14 protein-coding genes are annotated in these 14,878 nt (G+C 72.5%); 12 read left to right on the top strand and 2 right to left on the bottom strand.

The window, feature by feature from the left end:
• Position 1 precedes the first annotated feature (1 nt).
• Positions 2-1,516, bottom strand: coding sequence for an MFS transporter (locus GRQ65_RS06515; protein WP_160876363.1), 1,515 nt, complete (start codon positions 1,514-1,516; stop codon positions 2-4).
• A gap of 244 nt (positions 1,517-1,760) precedes the next feature.
• On the opposite strand from GRQ65_RS06515, the gene GRQ65_RS06510 reads away from it, so the two are divergent.
• From GRQ65_RS06510 to GRQ65_RS06475, 8 genes are all read left to right on the top strand, one after another.
• Positions 1,761-2,198 carry a hypothetical protein gene (locus GRQ65_RS06510; protein WP_160876361.1) on the top strand — a complete coding sequence of 146 codons (438 nt, stop codon included), beginning with the start codon at positions 1,761-1,763 and terminating at the stop codon, positions 2,196-2,198.
• 35 nt (positions 2,199-2,233) lie between these two features.
• A complete protein-coding gene (locus GRQ65_RS06505; RefSeq protein WP_160876359.1) occupies positions 2,234-3,346 on the top strand; it encodes a sensor histidine kinase in 1,113 nt (370 codons plus the stop codon).
• Positions 3,343-4,065, top strand: a complete 723-nt coding sequence (locus GRQ65_RS06500) for a response regulator (protein ID WP_160876357.1) — start codon at positions 3,343-3,345, stop codon at positions 4,063-4,065. The genes GRQ65_RS06505 and GRQ65_RS06500 overlap by 4 nt, the downstream gene beginning before the upstream one ends.
• Positions 4,062-4,451, top strand: coding sequence for a hypothetical protein (locus GRQ65_RS06495; RefSeq protein ID WP_160876355.1), 390 nt, complete (start codon positions 4,062-4,064; stop codon positions 4,449-4,451). The genes GRQ65_RS06500 and GRQ65_RS06495 overlap by 4 nt, the downstream gene beginning before the upstream one ends.
• A gap of 2 nt (positions 4,452-4,453) precedes the next feature.
• Positions 4,454-5,941: a sodium/solute symporter gene (locus GRQ65_RS06490; RefSeq protein ID WP_160876631.1), complete on the top strand. Its 1,488-nt coding sequence runs from the start codon at positions 4,454-4,456 to the stop codon at positions 5,939-5,941.
• Between the two features lie 148 nt (positions 5,942-6,089).
• On the top strand, positions 6,090-6,437 hold the full coding sequence (locus GRQ65_RS06485) for a DUF485 domain-containing protein (RefSeq protein ID WP_160876353.1): 348 nt from the start codon (positions 6,090-6,092) through the stop codon (positions 6,435-6,437).
• A gap of 1 nt (position 6,438) precedes the next feature.
• Positions 6,439-8,067: a monocarboxylic acid transporter gene (locus GRQ65_RS06480; protein ID WP_160876351.1), complete on the top strand. Its 1,629-nt coding sequence runs from the start codon at positions 6,439-6,441 to the stop codon at positions 8,065-8,067.
• Positions 8,068-8,114: 47 nt separating this feature from the next.
• Positions 8,115-8,570, top strand: coding sequence for a hypothetical protein (locus tag GRQ65_RS06475; RefSeq protein ID WP_160876349.1), 456 nt, complete (start codon positions 8,115-8,117; stop codon positions 8,568-8,570).
• A gap of 257 nt (positions 8,571-8,827) precedes the next feature.
• Here GRQ65_RS06475 and GRQ65_RS06470 read toward each other — a convergent pair whose 3' ends face one another.
• On the bottom strand, positions 8,828-10,261 hold the full coding sequence (locus tag GRQ65_RS06470) for a hypothetical protein (protein ID WP_160876347.1): 1,434 nt from the start codon (positions 10,259-10,261) through the stop codon (positions 8,828-8,830).
• Between the two features lie 212 nt (positions 10,262-10,473).
• Here GRQ65_RS06470 and GRQ65_RS06465 point away from each other — a divergent pair, with 212 nt between their 5' ends.
• From GRQ65_RS06465 to acs, 4 genes are all read left to right on the top strand, one after another.
• Entirely contained in the window at positions 10,474-11,025 is a 552-nt protein-coding gene (locus GRQ65_RS06465) for a hypothetical protein (RefSeq protein WP_160876345.1), read from the top strand.
• A gap of 11 nt (positions 11,026-11,036) precedes the next feature.
• Positions 11,037-12,380 (top strand): hypothetical protein, encoded by a 1,344-nt coding sequence (locus tag GRQ65_RS06460; protein WP_160876343.1) that lies wholly within the window; start codon positions 11,037-11,039, stop codon positions 12,378-12,380.
• A gap of 30 nt (positions 12,381-12,410) precedes the next feature.
• Positions 12,411-12,743 carry a hypothetical protein gene (locus GRQ65_RS06455; RefSeq protein WP_160876341.1) on the top strand — a complete coding sequence of 111 codons (333 nt, stop codon included), beginning with the start codon at positions 12,411-12,413 and terminating at the stop codon, positions 12,741-12,743.
• A gap of 118 nt (positions 12,744-12,861) precedes the next feature.
• Complete coding sequence (gene acs / locus GRQ65_RS06450; protein WP_160876340.1) at positions 12,862-14,850, top strand: acetate--CoA ligase; 1,989 nt, start codon at positions 12,862-12,864, stop codon at positions 14,848-14,850.
• The last annotated feature ends 28 nt before the right edge of the window (positions 14,851-14,878 follow it).

Raw genomic sequence — 14,878 nt, 5'->3', positions numbered from 1 at the left:
GTCAGATGCCCGCGCCTGCCATCGACGTGGCGCTCACGGTGCGCGGGCGGCGCAGGAAGACCGCCCAGGTCACGACCGCGCAGACCACGTAGAAGGCGGTGAAGACCACGAACGCGCCCTTGGTCGCCGACAGCGGGTCGTCCACCCACGGGGAGGAGAAGGCCAGCGGGATGAGGAAGCCGCCGAGGGCACCGACCGCGCCGATGACGCCGATCGCGGCCGAGGACTGCTTGGTGGCCGCATCGAGGGCGGCCTCGCGCTCGGGGGTGCCGGCAGCGGTGCTGCGCAGCGCCTTCGTCCGCCAGATCGCCGGGATCATCTTGTACGTCGAGCCGTTGCCGATCCCGGTCGCGGCGAAGACGCAGAGGAAGAAGGCCAGGAACCACGGGAACCACGACCGGTTGTCCTCGGCGATCGCGACGCTGGCGGTGGGGTTGGGCGTGAGCTGCGTGAGCGTCCACAGCACCATCAAGGTGCCGGCGATCATCGCGGCGAACGCCGCGAGCGTGACCTTCGAACCGCCGTACCTGTCGGCCAGCCAGCCGCCGAGCGGACGGGTCATCGAGCCCACGAGGGCGCCGAGGAAGGCGAAGTAGGCGAAGTAGATGCCGGTGCCGAGCGGCGCGGGGTCGGCGACCCAGAAGTTGAGCTTGATGAGCAGCGGCATCGCAGCGGAGTAGCCGATGAACGAGCCGAAGGTGCCGATGTAGAGGAACGCCATCACCCAGGTCTGGCGGTGCTTGACGACCTGCAGCTGCTCACGGGGCGAGGACTTGGCGGTGGTGAGGTTGTCCATGCAGAAGTACGCCGCCACGGTCGCGACGACCGCGAGCCCGGCGTAGACCCAGGCGGCGCGCTCGAGGTGGATGCCGCCGTCGCTGGCCTGGACGATGCCGAAGACGCCGGCGCCGCCGACGATGACCGGCAGCAGGAACTGGATGAGGCTGACCCCGAGGTTGCCGCCGGCGGCGTTGAGCCCGAGCGCGGCGCCTTTCTTGGCCGCCGGGTAGAAGAAGTTGATGTTGGCCATCGAGCTGGCGAAGTTGCCGCCGCCCAGCCCCGCCGTCGCGGCGATCAGGCAGAACGCCCAGTACGGCGTGCCGGGCTGGGTCACGGCGTAGGCGAAGAGCAGCGTCGGGACCAGCAGCAGCGCAGCGCTCACCATCGTCCAGTTGCGTCCACCGAAGAGCGGGACCGCGAAGGTGTAGGGCAGCCGCAGCAGCGAGCCGACCAGGTTGGGCAGCGCGACGAGCAGGAACAGCTGCTGCGGGCTGAACGCGAACCCCTGGGCCACCAGGAACGCCGAGGAGACGCTCCAGATCAGCCACACCGAGAAGCCGAGGTGCTCGGCGAAGATCGACCAGGCGAGGTTGCGCCGGGCCACGCGCTGACCGGTCGCCTCCCAGAACGCCGGGTCCTCGGGCCGCCAGTCGTCGATCCACCGCCCGCGCGTGCGGACCGGCTCCTGCGGTGCACCCGCATCGGTCACGGGCTCGGGCTCGGAGGTCAGGGTCATCGCCACTCCTGGGTGTCGTCGGTGACCCGACCCTCTCCACCCCGTGTGACGTCGCGAGCGAGACGAGGTCTCGTCTCGCGCACGTTCTCCTCACGGCCTCACGGACCTCACCGCCTCACGGGCCCCGGTGGTTGAGGAGGCGCGCCAGCGACCGTCGGCCCCGGTGGTTGAGGAGGCCGGCTACGGCCGTCTCGAAACCACCCGGGCAGCACAACCAGCCGCGACGCCCGGGCGTCCCACCGGCATGACCACGCCCGCCCGCCTCCTGGCCGCCGTCCTGTCCTCTCCCCTGGCCCTCACCGCCACCGCCCACGCCGCCTCCGCCGCTCCTGCTCCGGGAGTCGAGGGCCAGACCCAGGTCGTCGCGAACTGCACGGCCTACCGGCAGACCCCGCGGCGCGTCATCGGCGCCTGCGCCGACGCCGGCGCGATCGCGGTGGTGAGGGACTGGACCTCCTGGACCGCCCACCAAGCGCGCGGCACGGGCACCTGGGTCGTGAACACCTGCGAGCCGGACTGCGCGGCGGGCGACGTCGAGCGCTACCCCGCGACGTTCTCGCTCCACCGGGTGCGCACGGTGGACGGCACCCGGGTCTTCACCCGGCTCGGCGTGACGTACGTCGAGGGCGGGGAGCAGCGCAACGAGACGGTCGCCCTGCCGAGGACGCCGATCGGCGGCTGAGGACTCGCCACCGGGGAGTGTGTGAGGGTGTGCGCATGCGCGTGTGGCGGCGGACACACCTCGGCTCGGAGGCCGACCGCGCGACGTTCCGCACCCTCCACACCGCCTCGCTCGCCTCACCGGCGCTGCGCGAGGGCCTGACCGCGGCCAGCGCGCAGCGCTCGGTGCGCCACCTGCGGGCCCTGCTCGGCACCCCCGCGCTCGCGGTGACCGACACCGCGTCGAGCCTGGCCTGGGACGGCGAGGGCGACCACCACGAGGAGCAGTTGCGCCCGCTGGTCGCCGCGACCGTCGAGCGCGGGCGCACCCACAGCGCGGGGCGCTCCGAGCTGCGGTGCGAGGTCGCCGGGTGCCCGGTGCGCACCGTGGTGCTGAGCCCGCTCGTCGTCGACGAGCGGATCGTCGGCACGCTCGCGGCGTTCGCGCCCTACCCCACCGCCGGGCTCGCGCTCGCCGCCGACGAGACCGCGCAGTGGGTGAGCGGGCAGCTCGAGCTCGCCGAGCTCGACGCGACCCGCACCCGCAGCGCCGAGGCCGAGGTGCGGGCCCTGCGCGCGCAGATCAGCCCGCACTTCATCTACAACTCCCTCAACGCCATCGCGAGCTTCGTGCGCACCGACCCCGACCGCGCGCGCTCGCTGCTGCTGGAGTTCGCGGACTTCACGCGCTACTCCTTCCGCCGCCACGGCGAGTTCACGACGCTGGCCGAGGAGCTGCGCTCCATCGAGCGCTACCTCCTGCTCGAGCAGGCACGCTTCGGCGACCGGCTGCAGGTGCGCCTGTCGGTGGCCCCGGAGGTGCTCGGGGTGGCGGTGCCGTTCCTGTGCGTGCAGCCCCTCGTCGAGAACGCTGTGCGCCACGGTCTCGAGGGGGCCAGCGGCGCCATCACGATCACCATCACCGCCCACGACCGCGGCAGCGAGGCCGTGATCGAGGTCGAGGACGACGGCGCCGGCGAGGACCCCGAGCGGGTGCGCCGCGCCCTGGCCGGCGACGCCAGCCTCGACTCGGTCGGGCTCGGCAACGTCGACGCCCGGCTGCGCGCGGCGTACGGCGATGGGCACGGGCTCGTGGTCGAGACCGCGCCCGGTGCGGGCACCCGGGTGGTCGTGCGGGTGCCGAAGTTCGCGCCGGGGGTGCAGGCGTGAGCGGCCTGCGGGTGCTCGCCGTCGACGACGAGCGCCCCGCCCTCGACGAGCTGCAGTGGCTGCTCGAGCAGGACCAGCGCATCGGCGAGGTGCTGGCCTGCGGCTCGGCGACCGAGGCCCTCAAGACCCTGCAGGAGCGCGAGGTCGACGCGGTGTTCCTCGACGTGCAGATGCCCGGGCTGACCGGGCTGGAGCTGGCTCAGGTGCTGGGGCGCTTCCGCCAGCCGCCGCCGGTCGTCTTCGTGACCGCGCACGAGGCGCACGCCGTCGACGCCTTCGAGCTGCGAGCGGTCGACTACGTGCTCAAGCCGGTGCGGGCCGAGCGGCTCGCCGAGGCCGTCCGCCGGGTCATCGAGGGCGTCGTCGAGGAGCGCGCGCCGGCGCCGGTCGAGGACGTGCAGATCGCGGTCGAGCTCGGCGGCGTCACCCGCTTCGTCGCCCGCTCGGAGGTCACCCACGTCGAGGCGCACGGCGACTACGCCCGCCTCCACACCCCGACCGGCTCCCACCTCGTCCGAGTGCCGCTGACCACCCTCGAGGAGGACTGGGCCGAGGCCGGCTTCGTGCGCATCCACCGCTCGCTGCTGGTCGCGCTGCGCCACGTCGAGGAGGTGCGGATGGAGGCGGGCCGCTGCAGCGTGGTGGTCGGCGGCGCCCCGCTCCAGGTCAGCCGACGCCACACCCGCGAGCTGCGCGAGCTGCTGGGCCGCGGCCGGTGAGCGAGCCGCGACCGCCGCGGGTGCGGGTCACCGGCCCACCCCGCCGGCGCCACGCCCCGACCGCCCGCACCGGCGACATCGACGAGCAGACCGCGCTCGGCAGCGTCTACCTCGACAGCCTGCTGCGCGAGCAGCTCGCGCTGGCGCTGCGCGTGCTCGCCGTGCTGGCGCTGACCGTCGGCTCGCTGCCGCTGCTGTTCCACCTCGCGCCCGGGCTCGCCGGCGTACGCCTGCTCGGGCTGCCGCTCGCCTGGGTGCTGCTCGGCGGACTCGTGCACCCGTGGCTGTTGCTGCTCGGCTGGCGCTACGTGCGTCGCGCCGAGCGCAACGAGCGCGACTTCGTGCTGCTGCTTCAGATGGACTCCGACATGGACACCGAGACGTGAGCATGCAGGGCGTCCCCGGGCTGGTGGCGCTCGTCGCGGTCAGTCTGGCGACGCTGGCCATCGGCTCCTACGGCCTGCGCCTGTCGCGCACCACGAGCGACTTCTACGTCGCCTCGCGCTCGGTGCGCCCGGGGCTCAACGCCAGCGCGATCGGCGGGGAGTACCTCTCCGCCGCGTCGTTCCTCGGCGTCGCCGCCCTCGTGCTGACCAGCGGCGCGCAGATGCTGTGGTACCCGGTCGGCTGGACCGCGGGCTACCTCGTCCTGCTCGTGCTCGTGGCCGCTCCCCTGCGTCGCAGCGGCGCCTACACCCTGCCCGACTTCGCCGAGGCGCGGCTCGACTCGCGCCGGGTCCGCGCGCTCTGCTCGGTGCTCGTGGTCGCGATCGGGTGGCTCTACCTCCTGCCGCAGTTCCAGGGTGCGGGGCTGACGCTCGCCGCCGCCGTCGGCGCCCCGGCCTGGGTCGGTGCCGTCGTCGTCGGCCTCGTGGTCGTGGTCGGGGTGGGCGGGGGCGGCATGCGCAGCGTGACCCTCGTGCAGGCGTTCCAGTACTGGCTCAAGCTCACAGCGCTCCTGCTCCCCGCGGTCGTGCTGCTCGTCGTGTGGCGCGGCGACGGCGCACCGGGTGTCGGAGCCGTGGGCGACGGCTGGTCGATGCCGCTCGGGGCGGGCGAGCGCGGCCTCTACACGACGTACTCCCTGGTGCTGGCGACGTTCCTCGGCACGATGGGGCTGCCGCACGTCGTCGTGCGCTTCTACACCAACCCCGACGGCCGGGCCGCGCGCCGTACGACGCTCGTGGTGCTCGGGCTGCTGGGCGCGTTCTACCTGCTGCCGCCGGTCTACGCCGTCCTCGGCCGGGCGTACGGCGCCGCCCCGGACGACACACTCGTGCTCGAGCTGCCGCGGCTCGTCGTCGACGGCCCGCTCGGCGACGTGCTGACCGGCCTGGTCACGGCGGGGGCGTTCGCGGCGTTCCTGTCGACCTCGTCGGGCCTCGCGCTGGCCGTGACCGGGGTGCTCGCCCAGGACGTGCTGACCGGCCGCTCCGCCGGCGGGCTGTCGGGCGTCGCCGCCTTCCGGGTCGGCGCGAGCGTCGCGGTCGCCGTGCCCCTGGCCGCCGCCGTGCTCGCTCCCGACCTGTCGGTGGCGCGCGCGGTGGGGCTCGCCTTCGCGGTCGCGGCCTCGACGTTCTGCCCGCTGCTGCTCCTCGGCATCTGGTGGCGCGGCCTGACCGGCCACGGCGCCGTCGCCGGTCTCGTCGTCGGCGGCCTCGGCTCGGCCGCGGGGGTCGTGTGGGCGGTGGCCGACGGCACCGAGGGCGGCTGGACCGACACCCTGCTCGCCCAGCCCGCCGCGTGGAGCGTGCCGCTCGCCTTCGCCACGATGCTCGGCGTCTCCCGGGTCACCCGCCACCGCGTGCCCGTCCACACCCGGCGGTTCATGGTGCGGCTGCACACGCCCGAGGTCGTGCCGTTGGACCGGGGCTGACCGCTCGTCGCTCCCGACCGACCGTTCGCCGACGCCGCCGTCCCGCCGGGCGCAGCCCGCGCACGCGGTCGTTCCGGCGTACGACGGTCCTGCCTAGCGTGCGACGTGACGCGCGTCACGTGACGCTCGACGGACGAGAGGTGAGGCGATGACGGACACCAGCCCCGACCGCACGGAGAGGCACGACCCGGTCTACGACCGGATGGCCGAGTCCGCGGACTTCATCGAGCTGCGCCGGCGCTACCGCGGCTTCGTGCTGCCGGCGACCGTCGCGTTCCTGGTGTGGTACCTGCTCTACGTCGTGCTCTCCAACTGGGCGCCCGGCTTCATGAGCACCCAGGTCGTCGGCAACGTCAACATCGCGCTCGTGATCGGGCTGCTGCAGTTCGTGACGACGTTCCTGCTCGCCTACCTCTACAGCCGCTTCTCCTCGGCCAGGCTCGACCCACTCGCCGAGCGCCTCGAGGCGGAGTACACCGCGGAGAAGGGACGCTGACGTGGACCACCAGGTGCTCACCGCCGTCCTGTTCCTCGCGGTCGTCGCGCTGACCGTCGTCCTCGTCGTCTGGGCGAGCCGTCAGAGCTCGGGCGCGGCCGACTTCTACGCCGGCGGTCGCGGCTTCAGCGGCTTCCAGAACGGTCTGGCCATCGGCGGCGACTACATGTCCGCCGCGTCGTTCCTCGGCATCTCCGGCATCATCGCGCTGAGCGGCTACGACGGGTTCCTCTACTCGATCGGGTTCCTCGTGGCCTGGCTGGTCGCGCTGCTGCTCGTCGCCGAGATGCTGCGCAACTCCGGTCGCTACACGATGGCCGACCAGCTCGCCTACCGGATGCGCCAGCGGCCCGTGCGCCAGGCGGCCGCGATCTCGACCGTGGTCGTCTCGATCTTCTACCTGCTCGCCCAGATGGTCGGTGCGGGCGCCCTCGTCGGGCTGCTGCTCGGCGTCTCGGGCGACGCGGCCAAGAACATCACCATCCTCGGCGTCGGCCTGCTCATGGTCTTCTACGTGACCGTCGGCGGGATGAAGGGCACGACGTACGTCCAGATCGTCAAGGCCTTCCTCCTCATGGTCGGCTCCGCGCTGATCGTGGTGCTGGTGCTCGCGAAGTTCGACTTCAACCTCTCCGACCTGCTCGGCACCGCGGCGTCCAACAGCGGCAAGGGCCAGGCGTTCCTCGAGCCGGGGCTCAAGTACGGCATCAGCGAGACCAGCAAGCTCGACTTCCTCTCGCTCGGCATCGCGCTGGTGCTCGGCACCGCGGGCCTGCCGCACATCCTGATCCGCTTCTACACCGTGCCGACCGCCCGTGACGCCCGGAAGTCGGTGCTGTGGGCCATCGGCCTGATCGGCGTCTTCTACCTGTTCACGCTGGTGCTCGGCTTCGGTGCGGCGGCGCTGCTGAGCTCGGAGAAGTACGCCGACGTCGCGGCCTCCGGCGGCAACCTCGCCTCGCCCCTCCTCGCCGAGGCCGTCGGCGGCGGCGACGGCTCGGTCGGCGGCGCGGTGCTGCTGGCGCTGATCGCGGCGGTGGCGTTCGCGACGATCCTCGCCGTGGTCGCCGGCCTGACGCTGGCCTCCTCGACCTCGGTCGCGCACGACATCTACAACTCCGTCATCAAGCGCGGCCAGGCCACGGAGAAGGACGAGCTCAAGGTGGCCCGCCTCGCCGCGGTCGCCATCGGCATCGTCGCGATCGTGCTGGCCATCCCGGCCAAGAACCTCAACGTCGCGTTCCTCGTCGGCCTCGCCTTCGCGGTCGCCGCGTCGGCCAACCTGCCCGCGATCGTCTACAACATGTTCTGGCGCCGCTTCAACACCCGCGGCGCGCTGTGGTCGATCTACGGCGGCCTGATCTCCTCGGTCGGCCTCGTGATCTTCTCGCCGGTCGTCTCCGGCAAGGGTCTCGACCCCACCGGCAAGAACCTGTCCCTGCTGCCCACCAGCATCGACATCTCGTGGTTCCCGCTGGAGAACCCCGGCATCGTCTCCATCCCGCTCGGCTTCCTCCTCGGCTACCTCGGCACCATCAGCAAGCGCGAGCCCTCCGCCGAGGAGCGCTACACCGAGCTCGAGGTCCGCGCCCTGACCGGCGCCGGCTCCGAGAAGGCGGTCTCGCACTAGTCCGTCGTCCACCCGCCACGGCCTCCCCCAGCGCGTAGGTTCGCCTCGTGCTGCGGGAGGTCGAGGCGTTGGTCAGACGGCTCTTCGCCCCTCCCGCGCGGGACCCGGACGTCTCTCGTGTCGCGCAACGTCTGGACCTGGGCGCGCCGACGGCGACGGTCTACTGCGACCTGGGACTCGACGACCGGGTCTACGTCGTCACCCTCGAGGAGGTCCCGAGGTGGCAGTGGCGCCCGGACACCCCCACCGGACCGCTCGAGGTGGTCACGGTCGACGCCCTCGTGCACGTGACCCTCGTCGGCGACGGCGTGGACCGGGCGACGGTGCGGGTCACCGACGACGTCGGCACGTCGTACTCGAGCGTGAGCGGGAGGTCCGACACGGACGGCCGCGACGTCCGCTCCTTCGGGCCACGGCCGCCGGCTCCTGCCCGAACCCTGCGCGTCGAGCTGCTCGAGGACGACCACGTCGTGCTCACGGTCGACGTGCCCGTTCATCGCTGAGCCATCAGCGCCGGTCGAGGTCGATCTCGATGCCGGGGCAGACGTCGAGGGAGCCGGGGGCTGCGAGCCAGGGGGACCGCGTTGTAGTTGCTGGCCTGACCGGGCGGAACGATCCACTCGTGAGCGCTCGGCCACAGCAACTTCTCGCCCCGCTCGTTTCGACAAGCTCCGGGCGGGATGACCCCGCAGATCGGGCACGCACGGGAGTGCGCCTTCTCGTCGGAATGCTCAGCGCGTAACCACTCGCGGGCCTTCTTTCACGACTGTCGACTGTCTCGCGCCCAGTCCGGACCGAGGTCGATCTCGACGCCGGGGTAGAGGTCGAGGCCGGCGGGGGCGTCGATGATCATCCGGGCGTGCTTCTCCGGGATGGGTCGGGTGCCTTCGTGGTCGACGAGGTAGCCGAGGCCGTGGGGTGTGAGCCAGGCGTAGCGGCCTTGGCCTGATTGTCGTGCTTGGTAGCCGGCGTGGGTCTTCCACCTGTGGTGTCGGCGGCCGAGGGGGCCGGAGTTGTGGGTGCCGGTCTGCCCGGGCGGACCTTGCGCTGTGTACGGCGTGGGATGGTCGTAGTCGACGCGTCTGCTGACGTTGACCGCGTAGGGCCAGTAGTCGCCGCCGGTGGTGAGGTGCACCCGTTCCTTCAACGCCTCGGGATGCTCGTAGGCCGTGGTCCGGACGCGGTCGGCGAGGTCGACGACCGGCTTCACGGTGACTTTGCAGCCGGCGAGGAGGCCGGTGACCCCGTTGAGCGTGCTCGGTCCGAGGCCTTCGACGCGGGCGACGGCGGGGGTGCCGTGGAGCGCGGCCTCGTGGAGGTGGACGTACAGCACGGTGCGGGGGCGCAGCGGTTCGAGGTCGAGGTCGCGCAGCGCGTCGAGGAGGTCGGCGGGCATCGCCATGACCCTGGACGGCTCTGCCTCGTCCGTCGCGCTGTCGAACAGCGCGGGCTGCTGGTGCTCGACCAACAACTCGAAGAGCTCGGCGGGGCGAGCGAGCCACCCGAACGCGATCGACCTGAGCTCCTGGGCGCCGGCGTCGGGGTGCCGCGGGGCGATGAGCTCGACGACCCGGGCGAGGGTGGCATCGACCCAGTGCGCGTCACCGGCCTCGACCCTCGCGATGATCGTGCGCAGCCCGTGCTCATCGGTGCGGGACATCCCGACATACCTGCGGCGGCGTTCTACCTCGACGCGTTCTTCGTGGAGGACGAGGTCCGCCTCGATGATCTTCGCTTCGGCGACCGCGAGGACCCGGCCGCCGGCCTCGCGGGCGATGACCCGGGCGACCGCTAGATCGACGGTCCCGACACAGTCGAGCGGCAGGTGCCGTGACAGCTTCGCGACGCGGCGGGCGACGCTCACCTCCGCCTCACCGGACCGAACGACCGCCCAGGTCAGCGGGAGCCGGTGCCGTAGGTCGAGCACATCGGCCAGAGCGTTCGACGTGGCCACGACGCCGGTGCCGCGGGCGATCGCGATCTCACCGAGGCAGTGATCACGGACCTTCGGCGTGCCCTGGCCACCGAGCTGCGCCAGTGCGTCCCAGCGTCCGGCAGCCGGACCGGTGTGCAGGTCCGCCCACGCGGCGAGGGTCTCGAGGTCCTCGACCTCGACCAGACGACGGGCACGCACGACCCGGGTCGCGGAGGCCAGCACGGCCTGCGCGAGCGCGTGATCGAGGTGATCCGACATGGGTCAAATGCTAGAGATGACCACCGACAATCAGACCCCGTCGAGGCCGTGGTCGACCAGCATCCGAGACGGTCGGCAGAACGATTTCTTGGGGCTCGTCACGAGTGGTTTCAAGACAGGACTTCGTCCTTCCTCAACCAGCCTGGGTCGACCGACCGAGCCGGAAACTTCCACCTCCCGACACGCCAGGAGGCCCGCCTAGCGTGCGGCGCATGGCCGCTCCCCTCTCCACGCCCGTCTCCCCGCCGACGTCGCCGCCGATGGTGGCGATCCGGATCGTCGCGCAGTACGACGCACCGCAGGGCGAGCAGGTGCGGCGGGTGGACCTGCAGCTGACCGGGAGCCGGGCGGTGGCGCTGGAGGACGGCGGGGCGACGGAGTTCGAGACCGCGCAGCTGTGGCCGTTCGTGCAGGAGCTGCTGCCGCCGCTGGACGTCATGCGGGCCGACCCGGCCGGTCGACGCGCACCCCAGCAGCCCAGGCGCCCGGGCGAGGGCTGGGCCCAGCAGTGCGTGGCCGCGGTGACGATCGCGACGGCGGCTGCTCCGCAGGGCACGGCGACCACCGACCCCGAGGTCGTGACCCGCAGCTGGTTCGCGACCGGCGAGAGCACCGGCGGCGAGGCGCTCTGGTCGGCGACCCCGACGCCCCAGGGCACCGACGTCCGCGAGGAGCCGCTCGGCGCGCTCGCCGACACGCTCGTGTGGGACGTCACCGGCGCCCTCGAGGTGCTCGTGCGCCGCGCGGAGGGCGTGGCGTCGTGACCATGCTCGGGATGGACACCGTCGCCGGCCGCCAGGTCGGCGAGACGATCGCGTCGGGTTCGCAGCAGATCGCCGACCTCGCGGCGCGCCTCGACACGGTGATGACGACGTTCGAGTGGTTCGGCAGCGACGCGGAGGCCTACCGCGCGCACTGGTCGAGCCACCAGCGCGCCCAGCTCGACGCGACCTCGCAGGCGCTGGCCGCGGTCGCGACGCTGATCCGCGGCGAGGCCGACGCCCAGGACACCGCCTCGGGCGAGGCCGCCTCCACCGGCGGCCCGGTCGTCGGCGCCCCCGCCACCCAGCAGGGGGGCGGGCTGTTCGGCTGGCTCGACCGCCACGTCGGCACCTTCCTGCGCGGGATGGCCCGCACCGGAGAGAAGTACGCCGACTACCTGGGCAAGATCGGCGACGTCCTCACCGGCGAGAAGGCGTGGTCGGTCTCGGCGCTGGCCGCCAGCGCGATCGGCACGGTCGGCTCGGGGGTCGGCGCGGTCGTCGGTGGCGTCAAGGGCGCCGAGCAGGGGTGGTTCGACGACGCCGCGGGCCTGTCCGGTGCTCCCGTGGCCGTGCCCACCGACCCGTCGCAGGCGAGCCAGTTCCGCCCGGTCCTCACGAGGCCGACCGACCTGCCCTCGCTCATGCAGGGCGTCACCGACGCCTACCAGGTCGGCTCCGCACCGGGCTCGACCGGCGACGTGCGGATCACCCGCATCGACAACGGCACCGGCACACCGGCGTACGTCGTCAGCATCCCCGGCACCGAGTCGTGGTCGCCGAGCGCCGGCCACAACGCCCACGACCTCACCAGCAACATCGAGGTCGTCGCGGGCAACCCGTCGGCTGCCACCGACACCGTGCAGCGCGCGATGGACCGCGCCGGCATCCCGCCCGGCTCGCCGGTGATGCTCGTCGGCCACAGCCAGGGCGGCATCGTCGCGGCCCAGCTGGCCTCCGACCACGCCTTCGTCGAGAAGTACGGCGTCACCAACGTCATGACCTACGGCTCCCCGATCGACCACGTGGACATCGACCCGTCGGTGAAGGTCATGCAGGTGGCGCACGGCAACGACGTGGTGCCCAAGCTCGACCTGGGCGGCGTGCGTGCCGGTTGGCCGCCGGTGCCCCACCACGCCCCCGGAGTGACGCTCTCGAGCCCCGGCGGGATGTTCGCCTTCGGCGACAACCACAGCTACGTCAACTACTCGCACTCCGTCCGCGAGGCCCTCGGCGCCGACACCGCGCAGGGTCGGGCGCTGCGCGACTACCAGGCCGGGCTCACGCCGTTCCTCGTCGCGCCGGGCGGCACGGCCACCGCGATCGACGTGCCGGTCAGCCGCGACCCGCGCCGCTGACTCTCCCGCCGCTGAGTCCACACTGACCGGGTGAGGCTCTTCGGACGACGGCGCCCCGACGAGGCGGAGGTCGCCGCCGCGGTCAGCGCGGCCGTCGGCCAGCCGGTGGCCTACAACCACCTGCAGTACGGCGCGGGCGCGCTCAGCGGCACCCTCGCGCTCCCCGACCTCCCGGCGTACGCCGCCGCGCTGGTCACGGCCCGCGACGCGCTGCGCGCTGAGCTCGGCGACGACGCCGCCAAGGTCGTCGTCTACCTCAGCGCGCGCACCCCCGGCGAGGAGAGCCTCGACGCGGCGGCGCTCGGGCTCCCGCTGCAGCCCACCGTCCGGGACCTCGAGCGGCTCGACCAGCGGCAGGGCTGACCGCTCGCCGCACCCAGCGGCCCGCTCGTCGCAACCTCGCCCCAACCCGCGGCGACCACCCTGGTGGCGCGCACTAGTTTGGGTGTGAGTGGCGTCATAGGAGACGAGGAGTGGCCGCGTGAGCAGCACCGACGAGACCCTGTCCAACCTGTCCAAGGAGGAGCGCCGGTTCGATCCGCCGGAGGCGCTGGCGGCCGGGGCCAACCTCAAGGCCGAGGCCTACGAGCGCGCCGAGCGCGACCGCGAGGCGTTCTGGGCCGAGCAGGCCGAGCGGCTGCACTGGGACCAGAAGTGGGAGCGCGTCCTCGACTGGGACGACCCGCCCTTCGCGAAGTGGTTCGTCGGCGGCACCATCAACGCCGCCTACAACTGCCTCGACCGCCACGTCGACGAGGGCCGCGGCGACCGCACCGCGATCCACTGGGTCGGCGAGCCCGAGGGCGACACCCGGTCGGTGACCTACGCCGAGCTGCGCGACGAGGTCAGCCAGGCCGCCAACGCCCTGGTCGAGCTCGGGGTGCAGAAGGGCGACCGCGTCGCCATCTACATGCCGATGCTGCTCGAGACCGTCGTGGCGATGCTGGCCTGCGCCCGCATCGGCGCGCCGCACACCGTGGTCTTCGGCGGGTTCTCCTCCGACGCGCTCGCGACGCGCATCGTCGACTGCGGGGCCAAGGTCGTCATCACGTCCGACGGCGGCTACCGCCGCGGCAACCCCTCGGCGCTCAAGCCGGCCGTCGACGAGGCGCGCGCCAAGGCCTCCGAGCGCGACGGCTTCGAGGTCGAGAAGGTGCTGGTCGTCCGACGCACCGGCCAGGAGGTCGAGTGGGACGACGCCGTCGACGTGTGGTGGCACGACGCGGTCGGAGGCGCCTCGACCGAGCACCAGGTCGAGTTCTTCGACTCCGAGCACCCGCTCTACGTCATGTACACCTCCGGCACCACCGGCAAGCCGAAGGGCATCCTGCACACCACCGGCGGCTACCTCACCGGCGCGGCCTACACCCACTGGGCGGTCTTCGACCTCAAGCCCGAGACCGACGTCTACTGGTGCACCGCCGACGTCGGCTGGGTGACCGGCCACTCCTACCTCGTCTACGGCCCGCTCGCCAACGGCGCCACCCAGGTGCTCTACGAGGGCACACCCGACAGCCCGGAGAAGGGCCGCTGGTGGAAGATCATCGAGGAGTACGGCGTCACGATCTTCTACACCGCCCCCACCGCGATCCGGTCCTTCATGAAGCAGGGCCGCGAGATCCCCGACCGCTACGACATGTCCTCGCTGCGGGTGCTCGGCTCGGTCGGTGAGCCGATCAACCCGGAGGCCTACGTGTGGTACCGCTCGGTCATCGGCGGCGACCGCGCCCCCGTGGTCGACACGTGGTGGCAGACCGAGACCGGCGCGATCATGATCAGCCCGCTGCCGGGCGTCACCGCCGGCAAGCCGGGCTCGGCGATGATCCCGATCCCGGGCGTCTCCGCCGACGTGGTGACCGAGGAGGGCGAGTCGGTTCCCAACGGCTCCGGCGGCTACCTCGTGCTCACCGCTCCCTGGCCCTCGATGCTGCGCACGATCTGGGGCGATGACGAGCGGTTCAAGGACACCTACTGGTCGAAGTACGCCCAGCAGGGGTGGTACTTCGCCGGCGACGGGGCCAAGAAGGACGACGACGGCGACCTGTGGGTGCTGGGCCGCGTCGACGACGTCATGAACGTGTCCGGCCACCGGCTCTCGACCACCGAGATCGAGTCGGCGCTCGTCTCGCACCCCAAGGTGGCCGAGGCCGCGGTCGTCGGCGCCAAGGACGAGGACACCGGCCAGGCGGTCTGCGCGTTCGTCATCCTGCGCGACGAGGCCGGCGACGGCGGGGACGACATCGTGCAGGAGCTCCGCACGCACGTGCGCAAGGAGATCGGCCCGATCGCCACCCCGCGCCAGATCATGATCGTCCCCGAGCTCCCCAAGACCCGCTCGGGCAAGATCATGCGCCGCCTGCTGCGCGACGTCGCCGAGAACCGCGAGGTCGGCGACGTCACCACGCTGGCCGACTCCTCGGTGATGAACCTGATCCAGGACGGGCTCAAGGGCGGCAAGGCCGAGGACTGAGTCCTTCTCGTACGCCGCTCCGCGCGGC

The organism is Nocardioides flavescens, from assembly GCF_009823805.1.
Taxonomy (GTDB): Bacteria; Actinomycetota; Actinomycetes; order Propionibacteriales; family Nocardioidaceae; genus Nocardioides; species Nocardioides flavescens.
Note: the sequence above shows the minus strand (reverse complement) of the source record. Positions and strands in the feature narration are given on the sequence as shown.